Raw genomic sequence first — 23,000 nt, 5'->3', positions numbered from 1 at the left:
GATCACCATGAATATGATTTCTCAAACCGAAGAGTATGCTCTCAGAGCAATGACCTGTCTGGCGTTTCGTTATCCGGACTATATGACCCGCGATCAGCTGTTTGAAGTCACCCAGGTCCCGCACGCCTACCTGCCCAAAATCATGCTCGAACTCAACCGGACCGGGCTCATCCGCTCGCAGCGCGGCCATAACGGCGGATACACGCTGCTTCGTGATCCCGGTGAAACCAGCCTGCTTGATATCATTAATGCCGTGAATACCACCTCTCTCAGAGAGACGCTTTCCCACACAGACTCTGTTTCGACCGAGATCAGCCAGCTACACCAGCATCTGCTGAACTCCTTTTCCATGCTGGAAACCACCCTGCATCAGACGTCACTGGCAGATCTGGTAGCGCCTCCGGAACCCCCACATCTCAAGGAACCCAGCTGTGCCCAGGAATTATAAATCGACTCGAATTTTGCTGGCAGTCTGCCTGCTGTCCACCATCACGACTGCGAATGCCTCTGATACCTGGACCGGTTTTCGCGGCACAGGCTCTAACATTTCCTCAGCCCGCGATCTCCCACTGAAATGGTCTGCCGACCAGGGAATTCGCTGGAAGCAGGCAGTCCCCGGCTATGGTCAGTCTTCGCCTGTAATCTGGAAAAACCAGGTCTTCGTTACATCCATCGAAGGTCCACAACAGGAAACCTGCCTGCTGCACTCGTATGATCTCACCTCGGGTAAATTGAACTGGACGAAAGAGTTCAAAGCCAGCCAGACCAGGAAATCATCTTCCATGGTCTCCCGAGCCGCACCGACTCCCGCAGTTGACGGGCAGGGGATCTATGCGTTCTATGAAAGTGGTGATGTCTTCGCCTGCAGGCACGATGGCTCACCACTCTGGCATCGTTCGCTCGTGAAAGATTACGGTGCATTCGTCAGCAACCACGGTATCGGAAACTCAGTAGCACAGACAGCCGATCAACTGTTCGTGCTGACTGCCCACGATGGCCCCTCCTACCTGTTGTCTCTCAACAAGAAAACCGGAGAAACGAACTGGAAGACCGATCGAGAGGAAGGAGTCGCCTGGACTTCTCCCGTCGTTGCCGATCGTGCTGGTACGCCGGAAATCATTGTCAGTGCCCGCGGTACTGTAAAAGGCTACCAGGGTTTGACCGGCAAACTGCTCTGGACCATGTCGGGCATCAGTGGCAATACAATTCCGTCTGCGTCAGTCTTTGAAGATTACGTACTCATTGGAGCGTCCACCGACCGCCGCAACCCGGGAGGCGCGAATGCCAGCGATTCCAACTGCTGCCTCCGACTTGTAACGAAGGACGGGAAACCGGGATACGAAGTGCTCTGGAAAGCAGAAAAGGCCGTCTCCTATTACTGTACTCCGCTGGCGTATGAGGGCTGCGCTTATTTCATCAATAAGGTCGGCGTGGTCTTCTGTCTCGATCTCAAGACCGGCAAACAGAACTACGCCCAAAGGCTCTCCGGTCCCTGCTGGAGTTCGCCCCTGGCCGCCGGCGACCAGATCTATTTCTTCACCAAAAAAGGCATTACTGACGTCATCGCCCCCGGACCGGAGTTTAAACTCATCGCGTCCAATGCCCTCCTGGCAGACTCTGCAGATGCTGAGAAATCCAACACCGCTCCAGGACAGCAGGCTAAGCCTAAGTCCGAATACGCGGAAGCAGGTCCCATCGCCGTTTATGGAACCGCAGCCGTCGACCAGGCCCTGCTGATTCGTACCGGCACCGAACTATTCTGTATTGGTACACCTGAAAAATAACACCGTGGCCCGCTTAACAGAGCCGCGTCGCGCCCTTTGAATCATCCCCTCTCCGAGACAGCATTGGTGAGGGGATGATTTCATTTCGCCCCCGCTTCATCTGTTTTTCACACTTGAGAAAGCGGAAAGTGACCATCCCGGTCCGTCCACAGGGAATCCGCCTCCAGTAGTGACAGCTGGTTACCCAGCCAGGAAGCTCTCGAACTGCGTCAAACACGGAAAACTAACAGACGTGTTGTGGACACAGCTGCCGAGAGTGACTATTTTACGCATAGTGACTCCCACCCTATCGCGTTCAACCTTGTGGCCTGCATTATGAATTCGATCACCGTCAGACAAGCCGTTCTCACAGATCTGGATGATCTCGTACCGCTGTTTGACAGCTACCGCCAGTTCTACAAGCAACAAAGTGATCCACAGGCGGCACGCGACTTTCTTTCAGACCGCTTTAACCATGGCGAATCGGTCCTGTTCATCGCGTATCAGGGAGACACGCCCGTCGGATTTACCCAGTTGTATCCCGGCTTTTCCTCGATCTCGCTGGCCCGGACGTTCATCTTAAATGATCTGTTTGTCGCCCCGGAAGGTCGCCGGCAGGGGGTGGGAGCAGAATTGCTCTCAGCTGCCATCGCGTATGCCCGGCAACTCCAGGCGGTCCGGCTGACCCTGTCCACAGAAATGACGAACGAAACCGCACAGGCCCTGTATCAGACCGCAGGCTGGAAGCGGGATGAACAGTATTTCGTCTACCACTATTCCCTCTGACTCCTGCTCGAATTTTTAAACCAACCCTGCCTGGCAGGTTCGAAATAGAAACGACACTCCCCATCATGAAAGATGAGAAAAACAAACAGATTATCGGCTGTGAAGAATGGTGCGCTTTCCCCGACCTGGGGATCCCCTCCATCAAAGCCCGTGTGGACTCCGGAGCCAAAACATCTTCCATCCACGCCTTCAACGTTCAGAAGTTCCGCCGCCAGGGGGAAACCTGGGTCAGTTTTGAAGTCCATCCCCTTCAGAATAACCGTCGCACCGTGGTCCGCTGCGAACGTCCCATCGTCGACAAGCGCGTGGTGAAAAGTTCCAGTGGGATTTCGGAAACCCGCTACGTCATTCTGGCGACACTCAAGATGGGCGATCAGGCCTGGGAAATTGAACTCACGCTCGCCAATCGGGATTCCATGGGTTATCGCATGCTGTTGGGACGCGAAGCGATGAGCGGGCGGATGCTGGTTGATCCCGCCCTCAGCTTCTGTCAGGGGCAGGTCACCAGTGACACGTTGAACAAACATTATGGCAAGCGGGAACAGACCCGTAGCGGACTCAAAATCGCGGTGCTCGCCAGTAACCAGGAACTCTACAGCAACCAGCGGATTCTCGAAGCGGGAGAAGAGCGGGGGCATGAGATGGAGTTTCTGGATATCAAACAGTGCTACATGAAACTCGACGCGGTCGAACCTGAGGCTCACTACCGGGGTGGCACCATTCTCGACGACCTGGATGCCGTCATTACCCGCATCCGTCCCAGCATCACCTATTACGGCTGTGCGCTGGCCCGTCAGTTCGAGAGTATGAACGTTCTGACGGTGAATACGTCTGTCGCCATCACCCAGTCCCGCGACAAGCTGTATTCACTGCAGTTGATGCTCAAGAGCGGAATCAACATCCCCACGACCGGCTTTGCAAATTCTCCCATCGATACCAACGACTTGATTGAAATGGTGGGAGGCGCTCCATTGATCGTCAAGCTGCTGGAAGGCTCGCAGGGACGCGGCGTCGTGCTCGCGGAAACCCGCAAAGCTGCCGAAAGTGTGATCAATGCATTCAAAGCGCTGCGTGCCAACCTGCTCGTGCAGGAGTTTATCAAAGAAGCCGAAGGGAAGGACCTTCGCTGTTTCGTCATCGACGGCAAGGTCGTCGCATCCATTCAGCGGGAAGCAGCCCCGGGAGAATTCCGGGCGAACATTCACCAGGGGGGGACTGCATCCATCATTAAGATCACACCGACCGAACGTAAGCTGGCGGTGAAAGCATCGAAAGCGCTCGGCCTGATGATTGCCGGCGTCGATATCATTCGTTCCAAACATGGTCCACTGCTGCTCGAAGTTAATTCTTCGCCTGGACTCGAAGGTATTGAAGCAGCCACCGGTAAAGACATCGCCGGCATGATGATCTCCGCCATTGAGAAAAAACTCAACTGGAAGCGCGAATTGAGTGTGAAACGCCATAAATAGAAGAATTCTACTAGTGTTACAGAGATCCGCGGTTAGAATGCTTCTATCGGTTTAGTATCACTGAATTTAGATTCTTTCCGAGGGCCTGTAATGAATTCCTTTTTATCCAGGGGGAGCATCGTCTCCGTCTGTTGCCTGTATATTCTCTTTGTCTGCCAGTCTTTCACGACCGCATCTCAAGACCCTAAGAACCCGGGACATGAGCAGATTGGTACCGTGATGGGCCGCGCCGTCTATCGAGACCAGCTTCGCACCGGCAAGAATGTAACACAACGCGAAGAACTCTTTCGGTTGTTCGCGCAGCCTGTCAAAGAACAATACATCAGTGACCGTCGGAAGTCACTTGTTCCCACCGAAAAGGAAATCTCGTACGCGGCGTCTTTTTTCTGTCGCGACCAGCAGATCCGTCGGCTGGATGACAAAGAGAAGAACATGATCCGTCAGCAACTGCTGACGATTGAAAAGCAACTCAGAACAGAACAGCTCGTATCATCAGAGAAGCTGAAACTACAGGAACAGCAGACCGAACTCCGGGCTTGTCTGGACATGCCCTGCCGCACCTTTGCCCGTTTCATGCTCGACCGCTGGAAATTCCAGCGACATATTTATCTGACTTACGGCAAAGGAAGAATTCTCTGGCAACAGGCCGGCATCGAAGCATTCGACGGCATGTACCGCTGGCTGCAGGCTCGGGAAAAGCAGGGGGAATTCAGCATTGATGATCCCCGGCTTCACACCGAGTTTTACGCTTACTGGACCACGCAGAAGCACGGTGCATTTCTCACCCGCGATCAGAAACGCATCCGCGAATTTCTCAGCCCTGACTGGGCACACCAACTTCCAAGAGCAGAACAGCATTTCAAAAAACTGCCGGAAACGAAACCGAATCAGAAATAAATTGGTCAGATTCAGTTTCGTCAGTCCGAGGTTTACCTGGCCTGGTCGGTTTCGGCAGCTTTGGATTCAGACATCTTAGCCAGACAGACCAGTTGCTCCTGTCGTTTGCCTCCCTGTTCTTTACCGATCCTCAGGAACAGTTCGCCATCCGCCACCGCGGGACTCGCGTAGCAGTCATCACCAATCTTGTTGAAGCCGACCTCTTCATATCCGTCAGGAGTCGCTTTGAAGATAAACGTCTCCCCCGACAGATTCGAGACATAGATCAGCCCGTTGCACAAAATCGGTGACGCACTGAAGGACCCCCGCAGTCGGTTCCGCCACATGACCTCTCCCGATCCGGCCGACCAGCAGTAGGCAATCCCGTCATCGGTCACGCCGTACACATATTTACCGTCTGCCAGCAGGGAAGGCTCATAGACTTTGGTCTTATCCGTCCAGAGCAGTTTCCCCTCCGCCGAGAGCCCCACCGTTTCCCGCTTGGGATAACCACCACTGGCAAAGATTTTGTCGTCGGCAGTCACAATCGTCCCGCAGGTTGCTTCTGCCAGACAAGGGGTGCTCCAGTTTTCCTTTCCCGTAGCCGGGTCATAGCTGGCCACTCGGTCACAGCCGCTGATCAAGAGTTGATCCCGACCTCCCACGTGCGCTACGATTGGGCTGGAATAGGTACTCACCGCCGGTCGTGCGACCCGCCAGGCAATTTTGCCCGTCTGTCGATCCAGAGCAGCAATGTATCCGCCCCCCCGGTTGTCGGCGGCAATGATTACAAATGATTTATAGAGCAGGGGAGATGGCGCGTATCCAAACTTGGAATTAAAGGCCCCCAGTTCCTGCTGCCAGAGTTGCTTCCCCTCTAGATCCAGTGCGGTCGCGATGACTTTTCCTGAATTCAGAAAGGCAGCAAAGATCCGCTCGCCGTCGCAGAGCAAACTTCCGTTCGCATTGGTTCCTTTTTTATGCAGTTCCCCGTCAGAGGGGAAGCCCCCTTGATGCACGACGGTTTCCCAAAGCACGGTGCCATCCTTGCGGTTATAGGCGATCACCATCTGCTCCTGATCCGCATCATCGGCGGTAGCCAGCATCACCTGGTCGCCAACCACGATGGGAGAGCTGTGTCCGCGTCCGGGAATATCAGTACGCCAGACTACATTCCTGGATGCGTTCCACTGGACGGGCAGGTCCTGGTCCGGGGCGTGTCCATTTCGTTCCGGTCCGCGCCAGCCTGGCCAGACATCCGACAGATCGGGAACGTCAGAATCACTCAGAGAGACGCCGCTGGACTGGACAGAGATTTCTTCAACGGGAGTCGTTTTGGTGCAGCCGACCAGCAGCCATAAAATCAGGCCGGTCACAAATAAGCGGTGCGTGCAGGAAACCATTCCTTAACTCCTCCCTGAATTTTATATCAAAAACAGCCCCCGGATCTCAGCTGTCCCGCACCTGGGGGACAGCTGATTCCGAATTCTGTTTTGTACGGTTTACAGCTTTTTCAGAAAGACATTTCTGAAACGGATTTCACCGCCATGAGTTTGAAGCTGAATCGGCCCCGTCTCATAGATCGGCTGGTCCTTCTCATAATAATTATCCATCTTTTTGTTGTCTACAACGAGTTTGTCATTGAAGTAGACCGTAACCTTATCCCCCTTCATGATGATTCGGAAGTGATTCCACTCACCAAAGGGTTTATCGGCGTGTACCAGCGGATACTTGCCTTCCCCTTTGTTATTGAACAGACCACCGGAACCCAGGTTCGCCTTCCGATCCCATTTACCACCTTCTTCGGTCGTATCCCAGATCTGCACCTGGGGCACACCACGTAAGTAGATACCGCTGTCTGCTTTCGCTACGGTCTTGTAATCAAGCAGCAGTTCGAAGTCACCAAAGTCTTCCGCTGTTGTCAGATAGACGCCATGACCGTCATTCACCAGTTCCCCATCTTCCACGGACCAGTGTTCCAGTACGTCTTCCCAGTTCTTTTTGAGCAGTTCTTCCCGCTCTTTTTCCGACATCTTCTTCACGGCCATCGGGCTTTTCCCTTTGACGATGTGATAATTCATGCCGATCCAGCCGGACAGATCTTTACCGTTAAACAGGGCGATAAAGCCTTCCGGAGGCTGATTCATTTTCTTGTCGGACTTCTTTTCGCCTGCATTCACGGCAGCAGTTCCCATGACAGCCAGAACCAGCAGGGAAAACAGACCACTTTTGCAGAGTGACTTTAAATTCATCGATCATTCCTTCTTGATATAATGACGCTGACAACCAGGCTGGATTTGACTCTCAGCCGATTCAATAACCTTGTTTAGTAATTACTCTAATCAGAGGGGGGAGGAAATACAATCTGCGGGTTGCCCGGTCAGCTTAAAATTCCCGAACTGTCAGTCTTTGAAATCCTGCTTCTCGATTCCATACTGTTTCATCTTGCGCAAGAGGGTCCGCCTGCTGATCCCCGCGGCGTCGGCGGTTTCCGCCACCCGCCCGGAATTCTGCTTGAGCTTTGCCCGAAGGTACTCGCGTTCCAGCTGCTCAATCACGGGCTCCAGATTCTCCTGCAGCGTCCGCGACGCATCAATGCTCTTCCGCCAGACCGCCTGCTGCTTATGCTCCAGCGTCTGCCCGGTCTCTGCCAGATTGGTACTTCGCAGCCTGGCAAAATCCCGTGCTGTCAGAGCCGAGGGGAACCGGGCCAGTACCAGCCGCTCACTGAAATTTTCCAGCTGTCGCACATTACCCGGCCATTCGTAGTCGAGCAGGGCATCCAGAAAGCTGTCCGTGAAGACCGGCGGCTCCAACCCGTAATGCCGCGCCAGACGTTTGGTGAAATGGCCGAACAATAGAAAGATATCTTCCGGACGCTGACGCAGTGGCGGCACATTCACGCGGATCACATCGAGTCGGTAAAAGAGATCCTCGCGAAATCGTCCCTCCCGAACCGCTTCATCCAGCAGCACATTCGTCGCCGCCACGATCCGCACATCGATCTCAACTTCAGACTGACTGCCCACGGGCCGAATCCGTTTTTCCTGTAGCATCCGCAGCAGGCACAGCTGTGCTTCCGGGGGCATATCGCCAATTTCATCCAGAAACAGTGTCCCGCCGTTCGCATGCATCACCAGACCTTTCTTGGCCCGTTCCGCACCGGTGAAGGCTCCTTTCTCATGACCGAACAGTTCGGAGTTGATCAGTTCTGCAGGAATACTCGCACAATTCGCAGCGACAAAACGCCCCGATCTTCCCGAGCGACGATGCACAGCCCGCGCCAGCAGTTCCTTACCGGTCCCTGTTTCTCCCACGATCAATACGGTCGCATCCGTCGGTGCCACACGCGTGCAGAGTTCGAACAGATCCCACATCGCCAGGCTGCGACTGAGCATCGATTCAAAACGAGCCCCTTTCTTCCGCTGAGGACTCAGATCGTGCATGCGGGGCAGGAACTGCTGATTCTCGAGCGTCTCTTTGACCAACTGCTGCAGTTGCTCCGCGGACTGAGACAGACATACATCCCTCACGCCTGACTGAAACAGAATCCGCACCTGTTCATTCTCGATGCCCGGTGCCCAGATAAGAATGTCCGTCAGTGGCCATTGATTGCGTAAGACGCTGATGACGCCCAGAACTTCTTCCAGGTTCTCTGTAGTCGCAGTCATCACAAACAGACGGGGCGAGCGAGGGAATTCCGTCGAGAGAATCTGCTCGGCAGAGGAGACCACCAGTAGATCGCAGCCTTCAGACTCCAGGGCTGTCCTGGCCTGACGTTTCGATAACGTACAGACGAGCAAAGGTTTTTCCATGAGACACCTCCCGGCCGCTCTTTGAGGTGAATTCAGCGAGCACGAGGCTGAATTTCCTGAGAAACCGACGGTCGATTTCTCACTCCCAAATGCGACACGCATTTCCCATTATATCATCACGCACACATATGAGACAACCGTGTCACTTATATTGAGCCAGACATGTCTCATCACTGCCAGTTCTCTACCCCCCGGTTCGGCATGCCCTTTGCATAGTTAATTCCCACTACATTGGACTCAGGATGACCATTCAGGAGAAAGCAATTAACAAACCCGTTTTGATTGGACTTGCCCCAGCAGGAGATTGCCCCGAGTGGTTGGCTGGCGACCAATGTGATCGCTCAGCGACCGGACCTGCTCGACTGATATCTCCACTCAACAGAGCCGACTTTGACGTTATTCAAAATCGGCGAACGACTTTTTCGCCGCGCTCCCTCCGACATGCTTTCACGCGAACCTCTTACCATCACTCCCGTTATTCAGGATTGCGACATCGCAGCGGGCCCCCAACTCAGGAACAGAATTTAACAGGATGAACTCAATGAGCCATAACGTATTAAATGAACCCTTTTCAGACGCAGTCGTTGATCCCCGTGGGGCAGGCATTGCCTCTGCTAGGCGTGGTGATCTGAAAATCACGCTCATCAGTCTGCACGGTTTGATTCGGGCACACGACCCCGAACTGGGCCGCGATGCAGATACCGGCGGCCAAGTCAAATACGTGCTGGAACTGGCCAAAGAACTCGCCGCTCATTCGCGCGTCAAAGAAGTCGAGGTACTCACCCGCCAGATCATCGACCCCAAAGTCGATGACGCTTACGCGCAGGTTGAAGAACCAATCTCAGAAAACGCAAAGATCGTCCGCATCCCGTTCGGCCCCAAACGTTACCTGCGAAAAGAATCGCTCTGGCCTTACCTGGAGCTGTTTATCGACCAGACACTGCAACACTTCCGTCGCACGGGACTGCCTGACATCATTCATGGCCATTACGCCGACGCCGGCGTTGCGGGAGCCCAGTTGGCCCGACTGCTCCATATTCCTTACGTCTTTACTGGACACTCACTGGGACGGGTCAAACGCCAGCGGCTCTCACTGGGGAAAACCGATCCGGAATCAATGGATAAACTGGAAAGCCGCTACAAGTTCACCGCACGCATCGAAGCGGAAGAACTCGCATTGGAAACCGCTTCCATGGTAGTCACCAGCACGAACCAGGAAGTCCAACAGCAATACGAACTCTACGACCACTATGAACCCGCCCGGATGGAAGTTATCCCTCCCGGCGTGGATCTCTCGTCATTTTCTCCTGCGAAACCCGACTGGAAAACACCTGCGTTCGCCGAAGAACTGAAACCATTCCTGCGCGAGCCGGACAAGCCAATGATCCTTACCATGGCGCGGCCGGATGAACGCAAGAACCTGGAAATGCTGGTCAAGGTTTATGGCGAAAGCGAACAGCTGCAGGAGAAAGCCAACCTCGTCATGGTCATGGGAACCCGCGATGACCTCCGCGATCTACCCAAATCGCAGCGGACCATCATCAACCGCGTGCTCTACCTGGTCGACCGCTATAACCTGTATGGGAAGGTTGCATACCCCAAAACCCATACGCCGAGTGATGTCCCCGAACTCTACCGACTCGCTACGTCTCTGAAGGGGGTCTTCATCAATCCCGCCCTGACAGAACCTTTCGGACTCACACTGCTCGAAGCCGGTGCCACAGGGTTGCCTGTCGTCGCCACCAACGATGGCGGTCCGCGGGACATTATCGCCAATTGTCAGAACGGTCTGCTCGTCGATCCTCTCGATAAAGAGGCCATCGAACACGCTCTGCTCCGTGTCCTCACCGAGCCAGAACAGTGGTCTGACTGGTCCACCAACGGGATCGCAGGCACCCGTGAACATTACTCCTGGAATAATCACGCACAGCGTTACTTGCGGGACCTGCAGGATATCCTGGAGCACTCTCCCGCCCCCGTGCTGGCCGACAAATCGACCTCGCGTCGTCTTCCCGAATTTGACCGGTTGATTATCACCGATCTGGACAATACACTGACGGGAGATGACGAGGCATTGCAGGAGTTCATCGAACTCATCCGTGCGAATGATCATATTGGTTTTGGAATTGCGACGGGCCGACGTCTGGATAGTGCCATGGAACTGATCCAGGAGTTGGGGCTCCCTCAGCCGGACCTGATTGATACGGACGCGGGAACACAGTTACACTACGGCGAGAATCTCACTCCCGACCTCAGCTGGCGCAAATCAATTGATTACGCCTGGCAACCCGAAAAAATTCGCGAAGTGCTGGATTCACTCCCCGGATTTTTCCCGCAAATCGAAGAACATCAGTCAGAATTCAAAATCAGTTATGAAATCGATACCAGTCTCAGCCCCAGCCTCTCGGAAATCAAAAAAATTCTCCGGGAAGCAGGATTACGTGCTAAGGTTGTGATGTCGCTCGGCATGTACCTGGATGTCATCCCCGTGCGGGGGGGCAGCGACCTGTCAATGAGACACGTGCTCTGGAAATGGGGCTTTGCTCCCGAACACGTTCTTGTCTCTGGCGATTCCGGAAATGACGCGGGAATGCTGCTGGGACGCACCCTGGGAGTCGTCGTCGGCAACCACAGCGAAGAGCTGGAACGTCTGCGTAATCGACCCCGCGTCTACTTCGCGCAGGCAACCCACGCTGCAGGCATCCTCGAAGGAATCAAGTACTACAACTTTTTGGATAAGATTACCATTCCCAACGATCGGATCGAATGAGCAAGACACAGGATGAGATTGACTTCAAGGCAGATCTGACCCTGCAACGTTTGCAGCCCCGGTTAGCTCAGGTCTGGCAGGAGAGTCAGATCAGTGATGCCAGGCAGCATGAATTCGAACTGCGACTCGACGAGCACTGGCGCCCGTTGTTCCGTCTGCTGTTCGAACTCTATCACAACCGTTACGACTTCTTCTTTCATATCGAACACGTGCTGCTCACCGCAGCCCGAGCGTGGGCGGAGCGTCGAGAAGAACTCTGCGAACTGGACCGGCATCGGATCAACGAACCCAACTGGTTCCAGTCCGAACGCATCAACGGAGGGGCACTCTACGTCGATCTGTTCGGGGAGAACCTCAGCAAACTTCGCGAGCATGTGGGCTACTTCAAAGATCTCGGTCTGACTTATCTGCACCTGATGCCCTTATTCGCAGTCCGCCCCGGCAATAACGACGGCGGTTACGCGATTAGTACGTATCGCTCTGTCGATCCCCGTCTCGGGACGATTGACGATCTGCGTCTGTTCGCCGCTGACCTGCGCAAAGCAGGCATCTCGCTCGTCCTCGACTTCGTCTTCAACCACACCGCGGACGACCACGAATGGGCCCGCCTCGCGCAAGCCGGGAACCGTGAGTTCCAGGAGTACTACTACATCTTCCCGGATCGCACAGAACCGGAGAAATACGAGCGCACGCTCCGCGAAATCTTTCCCACCGTGCGTCGCGGCAACTTCACCTGGCACGATGGAATGCAGCAGTGGGTCTGGACCACATTTAACAGCTTCCAGTGGGATCTGAACTACACCAACCCCGCGGTCTTCCGCGCCATGCTCGAAGAGATGTTCTTCATCGCCAACACGGGTATCGACATCCTCCGCCTGGACGCGGTCGCCTTCATCTGGAAACAGATGGGAACCAGCTGTGAGAATCTCCCCCAGGCACACACGCTGATCCAGGCCTTCAACCGCCTGGCCCGCATCGCCACCCCCGGTCTGCTGTTCAAGTCCGAAGCCATCGTGCATCCCGACGACGTCGTCAAGTACATCAGCGAGCACGAGTGTCAGATCTCTTACAACCCCACACTGATGGCGCTCCTCTGGGAATCGCTGGCCACCCGCAAAGTCAATCTGCTGGTACAGACCCTCAGCCACCGTTATCGGCTGCCCCGCAACACTGCCTGGGTCAACTACCTCCGCTGCCACGACGACATCGGCTGGACCTTCGACGACGCCGACGCCCAGGCCATCGGCATCAATGCTTACGATCATCGTAAATTCCTCAACGACTTCTACACCGGTCAGTTTCCGGGCTCCTTCGCCCGCGGCGTTCCTTTCCAGGAGAACTTCGAGACCGGCGACATGCGCATCTCGGGAACCATGGCGTCGCTCGCCGGACTGGAACAGGCTATTGAGGAAGACGACGAGGAGAAGAAGGAACTCGCCCTGCGACGCATGCTGCTCCTGCACGGGGTCTCACTGAGTATCGGTGGCATTCCGCTACTGTACCTCGGCGAAGAGTGGGGCATGCTCAACGATTACGATTTCGTGAAAGACCCCGCCAAAGCCGGCGACTCCCGCTGGATCCATCGTCCTAAAATGCAGTGGGAATTCCTCGAAGAACTCGACGACCACCGCAACGCGGGCAACGGTTCTATCCGCACCCACATTTACTGCACGACCCAGAAGCTGATCGCTCTCCGCAAATCACTGCCGGCCCTCGCAGGTCAGGAGATGGACCTCATCGCGCTTTCCAACGAACACGTGCTGGGCTACATCCGCATCAATGAAGGCAACCGCCTGATCGTGCTCGCCAACTTCTCCGAGGAACCTCAGCAAATCGACGGAAATAAGATCCGCACCGCTGGCCTCGGACGATTCTTCCAGAATATGATCGACGACAAAACCTACGCGACCTCAGAGAACATCGTGCTCGCCCCTTACCAGATTCTCTGGCTCAATCGCGTCTAACCGACGGAGCGTCCCATGTCTCGCGCAGACAATCCGCTGACAGATCCCGCAGCCCAAATCCTGGCCACCGATCTGGATGGCACCTTTATCCCCCTGAATCAGGATCCCCAAAACCAGTCTGATCTGAAGACTCTCACTACAGAGTTCCAGAGCCGTAATGTATCCGTCGTCTTCGTCACGGGCCGTCACTTCGCTTCGGTCTCACAGGCGATTGAAGAGTTCGAACTGCCGATCCCGCAGTGGATCATCTGCGACGTCGGTACATCCATCTTTAAACGGCAGGCCTCAGGCGAATTTGAACCGGTCGCCGCCTACCAGGATTACCAGGATCAAATCATTACCTCGATGCCCATCGAGAAGCTCCGCGAACTCCTTCAGCCGATTTCCGGCCTGCGTTTACAGGAACCGGAAAAGCAGGGGCGATTCAAACTCAGTTACTACACCGATGCATCACTGCTGGAACAGGAAGTCGACCGCATCCAGCAGATCCTCGACAAGACCGACGCCCCATACTCGATCATCCACAGCGTCGATCCCTTTAACGGAGATGGCCTGATCGATCTGCTCCCCGCCACCGTCTCCAAGGCCCTGGCCCTCGAGTGGTGGCACAAGGAGAATCAGCTCGATCCCACCAGCACCGTCTTTTCAGGAGACTCCGGAAACGATCTGGCCGCACTGACTGCAGGCTACCGTACGATTCTGGTCGGAAACGCCGACCGCAGCCTGGCCCAGCGGGTCTATAACCTGCATCGCCAATCCGGCTGGGATGACCGCCTCTATCTCGCTTCAGCCACCGCCACTTCCGCAGTGCTGGAAGGCTGTCGCTGGTTTGGACTCGCGGCCCCCGAACCAACGGAAATCACGCGTACCGGCGCCACGCCTGTGACCTCCCGGGATACGCACTTCCGCGTCTGGGCGCCTCATTGTAAGCAGGTGCATGTCGAGATCAATACCGACAGCGGAAACATCAGCCACGAACTGGTGCGCGATCATCAGGGATATCATTCCGCCACCATCCCCCAGGCCTCCGCGAACGCCTGTTACCAGTACCGCCTTGATGGAAAAAACACGCGTCCCGATCCCGCCTCGCGTTACCAGCCGCAGGGAGTGCACAGTGTCTCGCAGATCATCGATCCCCGCGACTTCCCCTGGGCCGATGAGAGCTGGCAGGGAATAGACAAACAAAACCTCGTGATCTACGAACTGCACGTCGGCACCTTCACCCAGGCAGGCACGTTCCGCGCGGCCATCGAACGCCTGCCGGAACTGATCGAGCTCGGCATCACCGCAGTGGAAATCATGCCGGTCGCCCAGTCACCCGGTCGCTGGAACTGGGGCTACGACGGAGTCGACCTCTTCGCCGTCCGTAACACCTATGGGACACCTGACGACTTCCGCGCCTTCGTTGACGAATGCCACCGCTCCGGCCTCGCCGTTATTCTGGACGTGGTCTACAACCATCTGGGACCGGAGGGGAACTACCTCTCAGAATTCGGCCCCTATTTTTCCGACAAACATCACACCCCCTGGGGAGACGCCTTCAACTACGATGGTCCGGAATCAGAACACGTCCGGCAGTTCATCGTCGACAACGCTGTCTACTGGCTCGAAGAGTTTCACCTCGACGGACTTCGCCTCGACGCCGTGCACTGCATGTACGATGACAGTCGCCCCGACATCCTGGATGACATCCGCCTGGGCGTCTCGCGATACGCGGAGACCGTACGCTGGTCCATTCACCTTTTCGCTGAAACCAATGTCTACAACCACGAACTCCTCACTCCCGATCAGAACCGCACTCCTTACGATGGCATCTGGTGCGACTGCCTGATGTACTCGATCTATTCTCACGTTCTGCCGGACCTCTCGCTGACGCACCGTCAGTACCACGGAACCGCGGACCTCGTGGAGTCGCTGGCTCACGGATACGTCTTCACCGGCAAAGACTCACAACGCGTCACCGACAGGGAACGGGACAGCCGGCATTTCGAGTCGCTGGTCATCGCTTTGCAAACCCATGACAGCGTCGGCAATCATCCGCACGGCAAACGGATTCACCATCTGACGTCCAAACCGTTCCAGAAAGCGGCCGCCGGTCTGGTGCTCCTGTATCCCGGGATCCCGCTGATCTTCATGGGAGAAGAATTCGCGACTTCCGCACCGTTTCCTTTCTTCGTCGACTTCGAAGATCGACACCTCCGCGACGCCGTCGACATTGGCCGTCGAGGCGATTATCCACCTCATATCTGGCAGGATGCGTTGCTCCCCTCGCAGGCCGAGGCGTTTTTCAAAGCCAAATGGAACGAAGCCCCGCACCGCGACCCGGACATGTTCCACTGGTATCAAAGCCTGCTCAACTTCCGCAAACAGGGGATCGACGCAGGTTGGCTGACCGCTGACCACCTGCAGACCAGCGTTGACCGGGAGCACAATATTTTCACGCTCCAATACCTGAATCCAGAGCAGGGGAGTACGATCACCATCCACGCCCGTCTCACCCCGGTCTCAGATACGGACACAGAGCCCGTTCGCATCCCCCTCACAGGTTGGCTTGTGCTCTCCTCAGTATCAGCCCCCCTGATCCAGGACAACGAAATCCAGCTCGCCCCCGATCACCTGGTGATATTTCAACACTAATAAAGTAGTAGGGGCAGGCCTGTGTGCCTGCCCGCCTGGCTGTGTTCGATTTAATGCTAAACTCCGAATGGTTCCGTTTATATCATTCGAACACTTCATCCCAAGCACCTCAACACAGCAGGCGATCACACAGGGTCGCCCCTACACCAAAAACAAAACAGCCACAACTACTCCACCGGCCCGTTGTCCGCATTCTGCTTCGGGCTTTTAAAATGGAGCATATCATGCTCCATACGTCCTCCCAAAACTAACACTACTTTTGGAAACTTTCCATTTGAGATTTGGATTTTGGTAATACATCATATACCTGGTCTGCATTTTGGTGGTTCGCATCCATTTTTTCCCTTGCGATGATTAGAGTCATGAACTTTCCCAAGCGAAAATCGATACGTCTACAAGGGTACGATTATTCTCAATCAGGATTCTATTTCATTACCATCTGCACTCAAAATCATTTATGCCTGTTTGGTGAGATTGATAAGAATGGATCGATGAAACGGAATCCAGCGGGAGACATGATAGAGAAGTGGTGGCATGAACTGGATCATAAATATCCACCAGTATTCCTTCATGACCATATCGTTATGCCCAATCATTTTCACGGAATCATTCAATTAAATCACTCTAATGAGCTTGCAGAACATGACGCATACTCAACTATTAAACCGACTACCAGTCTCGAAATCCCATCGATTTCTACCATGGTAGGCTGGTTCAAAACCATGACAGTCAATGAATATATTCGAAACGTAAAGTCAAATAACTGGCGTCCATTTCGTAATCGTTTATGGCAACGAAACTACTATGAACATGTCATACGCGACGAAGATGCCTGGCTCGAAATCTCAGAATACATCCGAACTAATCCTCTACGTTGGGTAGATGACAAATATTACCGTAACGCAAAGTGATAATCCGAAAATAAGAAATCTTATCGTTTCGTAGGGGCAGGCCTGTGTGCCTGCCCGTAACCGTCAATATGTTATAAAATATGCTTGGTAGATCTCGCCAGATCTTCTGACTCGAAACAGCATCATCCTCAACCCGACGGGCGACCACACAGGGTTGCCCCTTGTATCTGCTCTTGACTGTCTGCAGTTCTTTGATTTGATAGGCAGATAAAGCCAATGCTTCCCGCCTTTAAAGGCGGGAAGCATTGGTGGCGAGTGTCAGATCGTGGTTGCCCCTGGTCCTAAAGACCGATTTGTAGCTTGATCGCCACTCGCTTCTCCATGCCTTAACCCGTACAGTCGCCTGAGCGGTGCACCACCACCAGCTCGTATCAGCAAGGAAGGGCCTTAGCATGCAACAGCATAACACAGATCACGTCGGAATTGACATTTCAAAATCTAAGTTTGATACCAGAATTTCAGGTCGTCCCAAAGGTTCCGTTTATGAGTACACACCCGACGGGATGAAACAGTTCATGCAGGTGCTTCAGAAGACTCAGCCCAAACTGATCTGCCTGGAAGCAACGGGAGGACTGGAACGAAAACTCGTTGCCTGTCTACACAAGCATGGGTTTCCAGTCGCCGTCGTCAACCCTCGGCAGATCCGGGACTTTGCCCGCGCCAAGAACCGGCTGGCGAAAACCGATCAGATTGACGCGCACACGATCATGGAATTTGCCCAGGTGATGCAGCCGCGGATTACCCCACTTTTAACACAGGTCCAGCAGAAAATGCGGGAATTCAGTGCTCGCAGGCAGCAGGTCAGCAAGATGATCATCCAGGAGCAGAACCGCCTGGAAACCACCCCGGACAGGGAAGTGGCCAAAATGATTAGCGATTCAATCCAGTTCTATAAAAAACAGCTCAAACACATCGAGAAAAAACTGAAGGAGCTGATTGACGCGGATGAAGAATCCCGCGAGCGCTCTGAAATCCTGCAGTCAGTACCTGGTGTGGCCGGCACAACCGCGGCCCTGCTCATCTCAGACCTTCCGGAACTGGGGAGTCTGAATCGAAAGCAGATCGCGCGGCTGATCGGCCTGGCTCCCACCAACCGTGACAGTGGAACTCTGCGTGGGAAAAGAACGATTGGCGGGGGACGAGTCCGGATCCGGAACGGGTTATACATGCCCACCGTCACGGCCCTGAATCACAACCCCAGGATCAAAGCGTTCTACAAACGGCTCGTGGAAAATGGAAAGTCCAAAATGGTCGCCCTCGTGGCCGCCATGCGGAAACTGCTCATCATTCTCAACACCATGGTCAAAGAAGGGAAAAAATGGGAGGCAAACGTGATTAAAATCTGATTTTTTAAGACAGTCGCTACGTCGTCAACAGGATCTCTCTATCTAATCCACAGAACCACTGCCCGCGTTCTGGGTCTGCTTCGCTTTCTCCAGACGGCTCTGTTTCCGTTTTTCCTTAGGCGACATCCCCTTTAATTCGTCGGCCTTGAAGGAACGATACAGACCCACGGGAAACCGCATCATCCGGAACGGCGTCACGCCTACCAGCTTCATAATCACCTGAGCCGTCCAGTGCGAATCCGGTTCGCGAACCGAGCGGGCATAGAAAGCTGCGACCAGCCGCATCAGCAGACTGATGAAGAAAATCAGGTGAAAATTATTGAACTCTTTTCCCAGAATCGTCACGCTCCAGCCTGAGGACATCACCAGAAACGCCCCCGCCAGAATCGAAGTAATACCGCCCACCAGTCCCGCCAGGGCGGTTCCCGCAGCGATATACATCGTCCGGTTTTCGGAAGGAGAATTCTTGAGCATGAAGCCGTTATTGGCGATCGCAATCCCCGCATTCAGCAGTGAATCGATGATAAACACCGGCACCATAATCCAGAACGCCAGCGTCGGATCTTTCGGAAGAAACAGCAGCCCGATCATGTTGGTCGATTTGAACGCCGTACACAGAATCAGTACCGGCCGGTTTCCATAATGATCGGCCATCGACCCCAGTCGCTTGGAAAAGATCGCGCCTCCGAGCCATGCACACGTCCAGAGCAACAGCAACCGGAACACGTCCATGCCAGTGTATTCCAGCAGGTAATAGCTGATGAAGGGAGCGCCCAGCATCGCGGCAAAATGCCAGAAACAGGTGAACGAAATATAAGATCGGAAATTCGGATCCAGAAAAGGCGTCATCAGCACCTTTTTCAGCTTCGGCTCTTTGACCTTCGCCACAGGCGGCTCTTCGATCTTCATGTAGAACAGAATATCGAACACACCAAAAATCGATCCGACGCCAACCAGCCAGGCAAACCCGTACTTGATATCCAGGCCACTCTCTGCCAGAAAAATCGCACCGCCCAGCAGCGAAATCGCCCCGGTCCAGTACATCCAGACCTGGCGGTAGCCCCAATAATGATTGAGCCCCTTGTGCGGCAGATAATCTCCCAGCCACGACAGCCAGAGCGGCGTAGTAAAGTGAATCAGCGCGTGGTTGACCGCGGTCAGCACGATCAGCCACCAGAGCCAGGCCGTATCAGACAGGGAGGGCAGCAGCCAGGGAACCAGCGCCACAGGCACCAGAATCAAACGCTGCAGAATCGAAATCGGCAACCAGAGCCAGCGGCGGTATTCCAGGTGATTGGCGACAATCGCTGCCAGGAACTGGAAAAACAGCATCAACGTCGGCAGGGCACCCAGAATCCCGATGTGTAACCCGGTCGCTCCCAGCGAACGTGCGAACTCAATCGTCGCGGGTGACATCGTAAACTGGGTGTAAATCATCGCCATACAGCCGGCGGCGATCAGCGCCCGCTGTGCTGTTTTTAGAGACCACACGGTACATCTATCCTTGAAAAAAATTCGCGTCGAAACGCACTCCCACCGGGAGACGCTTGCCTGTTGAACTCACAGCGGAATCCTGCATCGGGGTTTCCTTTACACGGATAAACCATTCGCAAAGGGGATTTTGGAGTGCAGGCACGACCCCCAGGGTGAGAAAATCGCTTGTGTTTGAGTGGCGCTGTCGATCCACAGGCAGGCAGCGGATCATAGCACTCCCCTGAATTCTTTGCGACCGAGATTTTTTCGGATTTCACAGTTATTCACAAATCCTCAATCCAGGCCAGATTAGCGTGGTTACCAGCATCAGTCCCACCCCGTAACAGGAATTCTACAGATCGGATCGACGGGGAAAAGGGGGAAATCCAGATCGTCCCTCTCCCCCCCGGCCCAGCCGACTTCCAACCTGTCATTCCCCGTCCCTAAGGTATACAATGGACACATCCGGAAACCTCCGGGATCGCCCCGATAATCAAGCTGAGAAAGAGGCACTTATGCGACCTTTCTACCGGGCCGGACTCATGCTGGCCCTGATGCTGTTTGTATCCCCCGACAGGAGTTTCGCCGTGGAATCGATTCAGCGGATCAATGACATCCAGTACGCGACCGCAGACGGACACCGCCTGCAGCTTGACCTCTACCTCCCCGAGGGAGTCTCGCAACCGCCGCTCCTGGTCTGGATCCATGGCGGCGCCTGGCGGGCCGGCTCCAAAGACCACATGCCCCTCGCTGCACTGGTCCAGCAGGGCTTCGCCGTCGCCAGCGTCGATTACCGTCTCTCCCCGGTCGCGCGCTTCCCGGCCCAGATCCACGATATTAAAGCCGCCATTCGCTTCCTGCGCGGCTCTGCAGAGAAGTACGGCTACGACGCCACCAAAATCGGCATTCTCGGTTCTTCGGCTGGAGGACACCTGGTCGCCCTGATGGGTGTCACCAACGGACACCCGCAGTTGGAAGGGGACCTCGGCGACTTCGATCAGGAATCCTCCCGCGTCGATGCCATCGTCGACTACTATGGTCCCACCAACTTCATGACAATCCTCCCCCAGTCCACGCCGCATGGTTTGAGTGTCCGCGTCCCCGCGCTGCAACTCCTGCTGGGTGACCGCCCGGAAAACATGCCCGAACTCGCCCGTCTCGCCAGCCCCGTCTTTCACGTAGACGAGCAAGATCCGCCGCTGCTCATGATTCACGGAGATCAGGACCCGCAGGTCCCCATCAACCAGTCCCACGAACTGCACGGCAAATACAAGCAGCACGATCTGGATGTCACTTTCGAAGTCATTCACGGCGGCGCTCATGGTGGTCCTCAGTTTTTTGATGCACAGCGGATGCAACTCGTTGAAGCCTTCCTGCGAAAACACCTGGCCACACAACCCCAAACAGGGCAGAAAGCCCTGCAATCCAATTGAAACATGCCGTCATTCTCTCCTTAGTTTGACTATTCCCCCAGACTGGATCACCGCGTCAATTCTGCCGAAAATAAGAGTATTGCGCGCTGTTTTCCGGTCTGAATATTCTCACGCAGCGTGAATGGGGAGCGTAACGTTGCGGCTGAATTCTGTCGTCCCGCTGATATTTCTGATCCTGGTTCTGTCTGCCCCCCAGGCAGTCTGCAGTCAGCCCTGCGCAGAAGAGAGTCTGACAGAACAAATCGACTGTCTCCCCGTTGAACCCGCTAGCATAGTGGCTCCCTCCAGCAATACGTCTCCTGACGATCCGACACTGATCCCTGACTGGTTCAAATCCGATAGCGGCATCGCTGTCTCCCCCGTCTATTACGGTGAAGTCTTCACCAATGCCCACGGCGGTATCGCCACCAACGGTTCAACTCAGTACGAAGGTCTGCTCGACCTCACCGTTGATCTCGATTTTGAAAAAATGAAGCTCGACATCCCGGGACGTGCTTCGATCCTGTTCCAGAACACCCACGGTCGCGGCCTGGATGAGTATGTCGGCGCCACACAGATCATCAGCAGTATTGACTCGTTCGACAACATCGCGCAGATCAGTGAACTCTGGTGGGAGGTCGGCCTCTACGATTCCGGTGTGACGATGCGCGTCGGCAAACAGGATATCAGTAACCTCTTCCTGGCAATCGATGCCGCCAGCGATTTCATCAACTCTGCCTTTGGTCTCTCCCCCTCGGCGGGTCTGCCTTCGTTCCCTGCGCCCAGTCCCGCTATCGTATTTATGACCGAAGTCAACTCCGATCTCAGTCTCAGAGTCGGAGGCTGGGACGCGTATCGCAGTAATGCGAACGGGCTCTTTTCCGATAACAACTCGGCACTGTTCATCGGCGAATTTGAATATCGCTATCAAAGCCCGTTTCGACAGCTGCCCGGGAAATTCACCGCTGGTGCTACCTACCAGACCACCGGTTCGGTTCCCGCCGGTACGATTCCCCGCGCCTTCGGCTATTACGTACAGATTGAGCAGCTCCTGTTCCGCGAAGCAGGCAGCACGGACGACCAGCCTCAGGGCCTGACCATCTTTGCTCAGCATTTTCCCACCAGCACCTATGGACGTTCTCCTTTCCCTCTGATCCCGCATGATGCCCTGGCCGGGCTCGCTTATACCGGTCTGATCCGCGGTCGGGACCAGGATGTCACCGGCGCCGGAGCAGGGTGGGTCGACCTCGACCAGGGGGGCACCGACAGTGAAATCATGGTCGAAGTCTTCTACAAAGCACAGATCAACGACGCACTCAGTATCCAGCCCGATCTGCAGTACATCACCACTCCTTCCGGCATCTATCCCGACGCCTTCGTCGCCGGCCTGCGGTTTCAACTCGATCTCTGAACACATTACACCGCTTCCGGATAACCAGCTGTGCCGTTCAGTTCTCTTCACTGCATAAACTCCCCTTGATTCCCACTTCCCGAACCGTATTCTTGTGCAATTGTGCTTCGCGCGCGAGGCGGATGATGCGAGCACTGGAACACAAGGCACCAGTGACACGGCTGCACCTGAATCGCCGTCGATTTTCACCAACTTTTCACCCAAACATTCATCACCGGTTCTCACTGTCTCGTACATTTTCAAATGCTTTCGGAGCACATTCAGAGCATTTCGCAGCACATTCAGCCTGAACTCAAAAGATTTCAACAGGACCTCAACCCCCAGATTCCACTTGACCTCCCCACGCCGATCCACACAATAATCCCCA

The 23,000-nt window shown here is 54.9% G+C and carries 16 protein-coding genes; 12 read left to right on the top strand and 4 right to left on the bottom strand.

Annotated elements, in window-relative coordinates; genetic code table 11:
* Positions 1 to 7 precede the first annotated feature (7 nt).
* The 5 genes from HG66A1_RS12830 to HG66A1_RS12810 all read left to right on the top strand — a co-directional run bounded on the left by HG66A1_RS12830 (position 8) and on the right by HG66A1_RS12810 (position 4,915).
* Positions 8 to 448 (top strand): Rrf2 family transcriptional regulator, encoded by a 441-nt coding sequence (locus HG66A1_RS12830; RefSeq protein ID WP_145184261.1) that lies wholly within the window; start codon positions 8 to 10, stop codon positions 446 to 448.
* Positions 432 to 1,784 (top strand): PQQ-binding-like beta-propeller repeat protein, encoded by a 1,353-nt coding sequence (locus tag HG66A1_RS12825; protein WP_145184259.1) that lies wholly within the window; start codon positions 432 to 434, stop codon positions 1,782 to 1,784. Before HG66A1_RS12830 ends, HG66A1_RS12825 begins: the two co-directional genes overlap by 17 nt.
* A 315-nt stretch (positions 1,785 to 2,099) precedes the next feature.
* Positions 2,100 to 2,549: a GNAT family N-acetyltransferase gene (locus tag HG66A1_RS12820; RefSeq protein ID WP_145184256.1), complete on the top strand. Its 450-nt coding sequence runs from the start codon at positions 2,100 to 2,102 to the stop codon at positions 2,547 to 2,549.
* 65 nt (positions 2,550 to 2,614) lie between these two features.
* Complete coding sequence (gene rimK, locus HG66A1_RS12815) at positions 2,615 to 4,018, top strand: 30S ribosomal protein S6--L-glutamate ligase (RefSeq protein ID WP_145184252.1); 1,404 nt, start codon at positions 2,615 to 2,617, stop codon at positions 4,016 to 4,018.
* Positions 4,019 to 4,108: 90 nt separating this feature from the next.
* A complete protein-coding gene (locus tag HG66A1_RS12810) occupies positions 4,109 to 4,915 on the top strand; it encodes a hypothetical protein (protein ID WP_145184249.1) in 807 nt (268 codons plus the stop codon).
* A gap of 32 nt (positions 4,916 to 4,947) precedes the next feature.
* Here HG66A1_RS12810 and HG66A1_RS12805 read toward each other — a convergent pair whose 3' ends face one another.
* The 3 genes from HG66A1_RS12805 to HG66A1_RS12795 form a co-directional block, all read right to left on the bottom strand.
* Complete coding sequence (locus HG66A1_RS12805; RefSeq protein ID WP_145184245.1) at positions 4,948 to 6,297, bottom strand: PQQ-binding-like beta-propeller repeat protein; 1,350 nt, start codon at positions 6,295 to 6,297, stop codon at positions 4,948 to 4,950.
* Positions 6,298 to 6,396: 99 nt separating this feature from the next.
* Positions 6,397 to 7,146 carry a DUF1080 domain-containing protein gene (locus HG66A1_RS12800; protein ID WP_232106819.1) on the bottom strand — a complete coding sequence of 250 codons (750 nt, stop codon included), beginning with the start codon at positions 7,144 to 7,146 and terminating at the stop codon, positions 6,397 to 6,399.
* 150 nt (positions 7,147 to 7,296) lie between these two features.
* On the bottom strand, positions 7,297 to 8,709 hold the full coding sequence (locus HG66A1_RS12795; RefSeq protein ID WP_197993950.1) for a sigma-54 interaction domain-containing protein: 1,413 nt from the start codon (positions 8,707 to 8,709) through the stop codon (positions 7,297 to 7,299).
* A 541-nt stretch (positions 8,710 to 9,250) separates the two neighbouring features.
* On the opposite strand from HG66A1_RS12795, the gene HG66A1_RS12790 reads away from it, so the two are divergent.
* The 5 genes from HG66A1_RS12790 (at position 9,251) to HG66A1_RS12770 (ending at position 18,337) form a co-directional block, all read left to right on the top strand.
* Entirely contained in the window at positions 9,251 to 11,479 is a 2,229-nt protein-coding gene (locus tag HG66A1_RS12790; RefSeq protein ID WP_145184239.1) for an HAD-IIB family hydrolase, read from the top strand.
* On the top strand, positions 11,476 to 13,443 hold the full coding sequence (locus HG66A1_RS12785) for an alpha-amylase family glycosyl hydrolase (RefSeq protein ID WP_145184236.1): 1,968 nt from the start codon (positions 11,476 to 11,478) through the stop codon (positions 13,441 to 13,443). The genes HG66A1_RS12790 and HG66A1_RS12785 overlap by 4 nt, the downstream gene beginning before the upstream one ends.
* A gap of 15 nt (positions 13,444 to 13,458) precedes the next feature.
* On the top strand, positions 13,459 to 16,080 hold the full coding sequence (gene treZ, locus HG66A1_RS12780; RefSeq protein WP_145184233.1) for a malto-oligosyltrehalose trehalohydrolase: 2,622 nt from the start codon (positions 13,459 to 13,461) through the stop codon (positions 16,078 to 16,080).
* A gap of 362 nt (positions 16,081 to 16,442) precedes the next feature.
* On the top strand, positions 16,443 to 16,991 hold the full coding sequence (locus HG66A1_RS12775) for a transposase (RefSeq protein ID WP_197993951.1): 549 nt from the start codon (positions 16,443 to 16,445) through the stop codon (positions 16,989 to 16,991).
* 392 nt (positions 16,992 to 17,383) lie between these two features.
* Positions 17,384 to 18,337, top strand: a complete 954-nt coding sequence (locus HG66A1_RS12770; RefSeq protein WP_145181142.1) for an IS110 family transposase — start codon at positions 17,384 to 17,386, stop codon at positions 18,335 to 18,337.
* Between the two features lie 42 nt (positions 18,338 to 18,379).
* On the opposite strand, the gene HG66A1_RS12765 is transcribed toward HG66A1_RS12770, so the two are convergent.
* Entirely contained in the window at positions 18,380 to 19,828 is a 1,449-nt protein-coding gene (locus HG66A1_RS12765; RefSeq protein ID WP_232102204.1) for an MFS transporter, read from the bottom strand.
* Positions 19,829 to 20,325: 497 nt separating this feature from the next.
* Between HG66A1_RS12765 and HG66A1_RS12760 the strand changes: the two genes are divergently transcribed.
* Both HG66A1_RS12760 and HG66A1_RS12755 read left to right on the top strand, forming a co-directional pair.
* On the top strand, positions 20,326 to 21,243 hold the full coding sequence (locus tag HG66A1_RS12760; RefSeq protein ID WP_145184231.1) for an alpha/beta hydrolase: 918 nt from the start codon (positions 20,326 to 20,328) through the stop codon (positions 21,241 to 21,243).
* 136 nt (positions 21,244 to 21,379) lie between these two features.
* Positions 21,380 to 22,633 carry a carbohydrate porin gene (locus tag HG66A1_RS12755; protein WP_197997127.1) on the top strand — a complete coding sequence of 418 codons (1,254 nt, stop codon included), beginning with the start codon at positions 21,380 to 21,382 and terminating at the stop codon, positions 22,631 to 22,633.
* The last annotated feature ends 367 nt before the right edge of the window (positions 22,634 to 23,000 follow it).

Source organism: Gimesia chilikensis (assembly GCF_007744075.1).
Classification (GTDB): domain Bacteria; phylum Planctomycetota; class Planctomycetia; order Planctomycetales; family Planctomycetaceae; genus Gimesia; species Gimesia chilikensis_A.
Note: the sequence above shows the minus strand (reverse complement) of the source record. Positions and strands in the feature narration are given on the sequence as shown.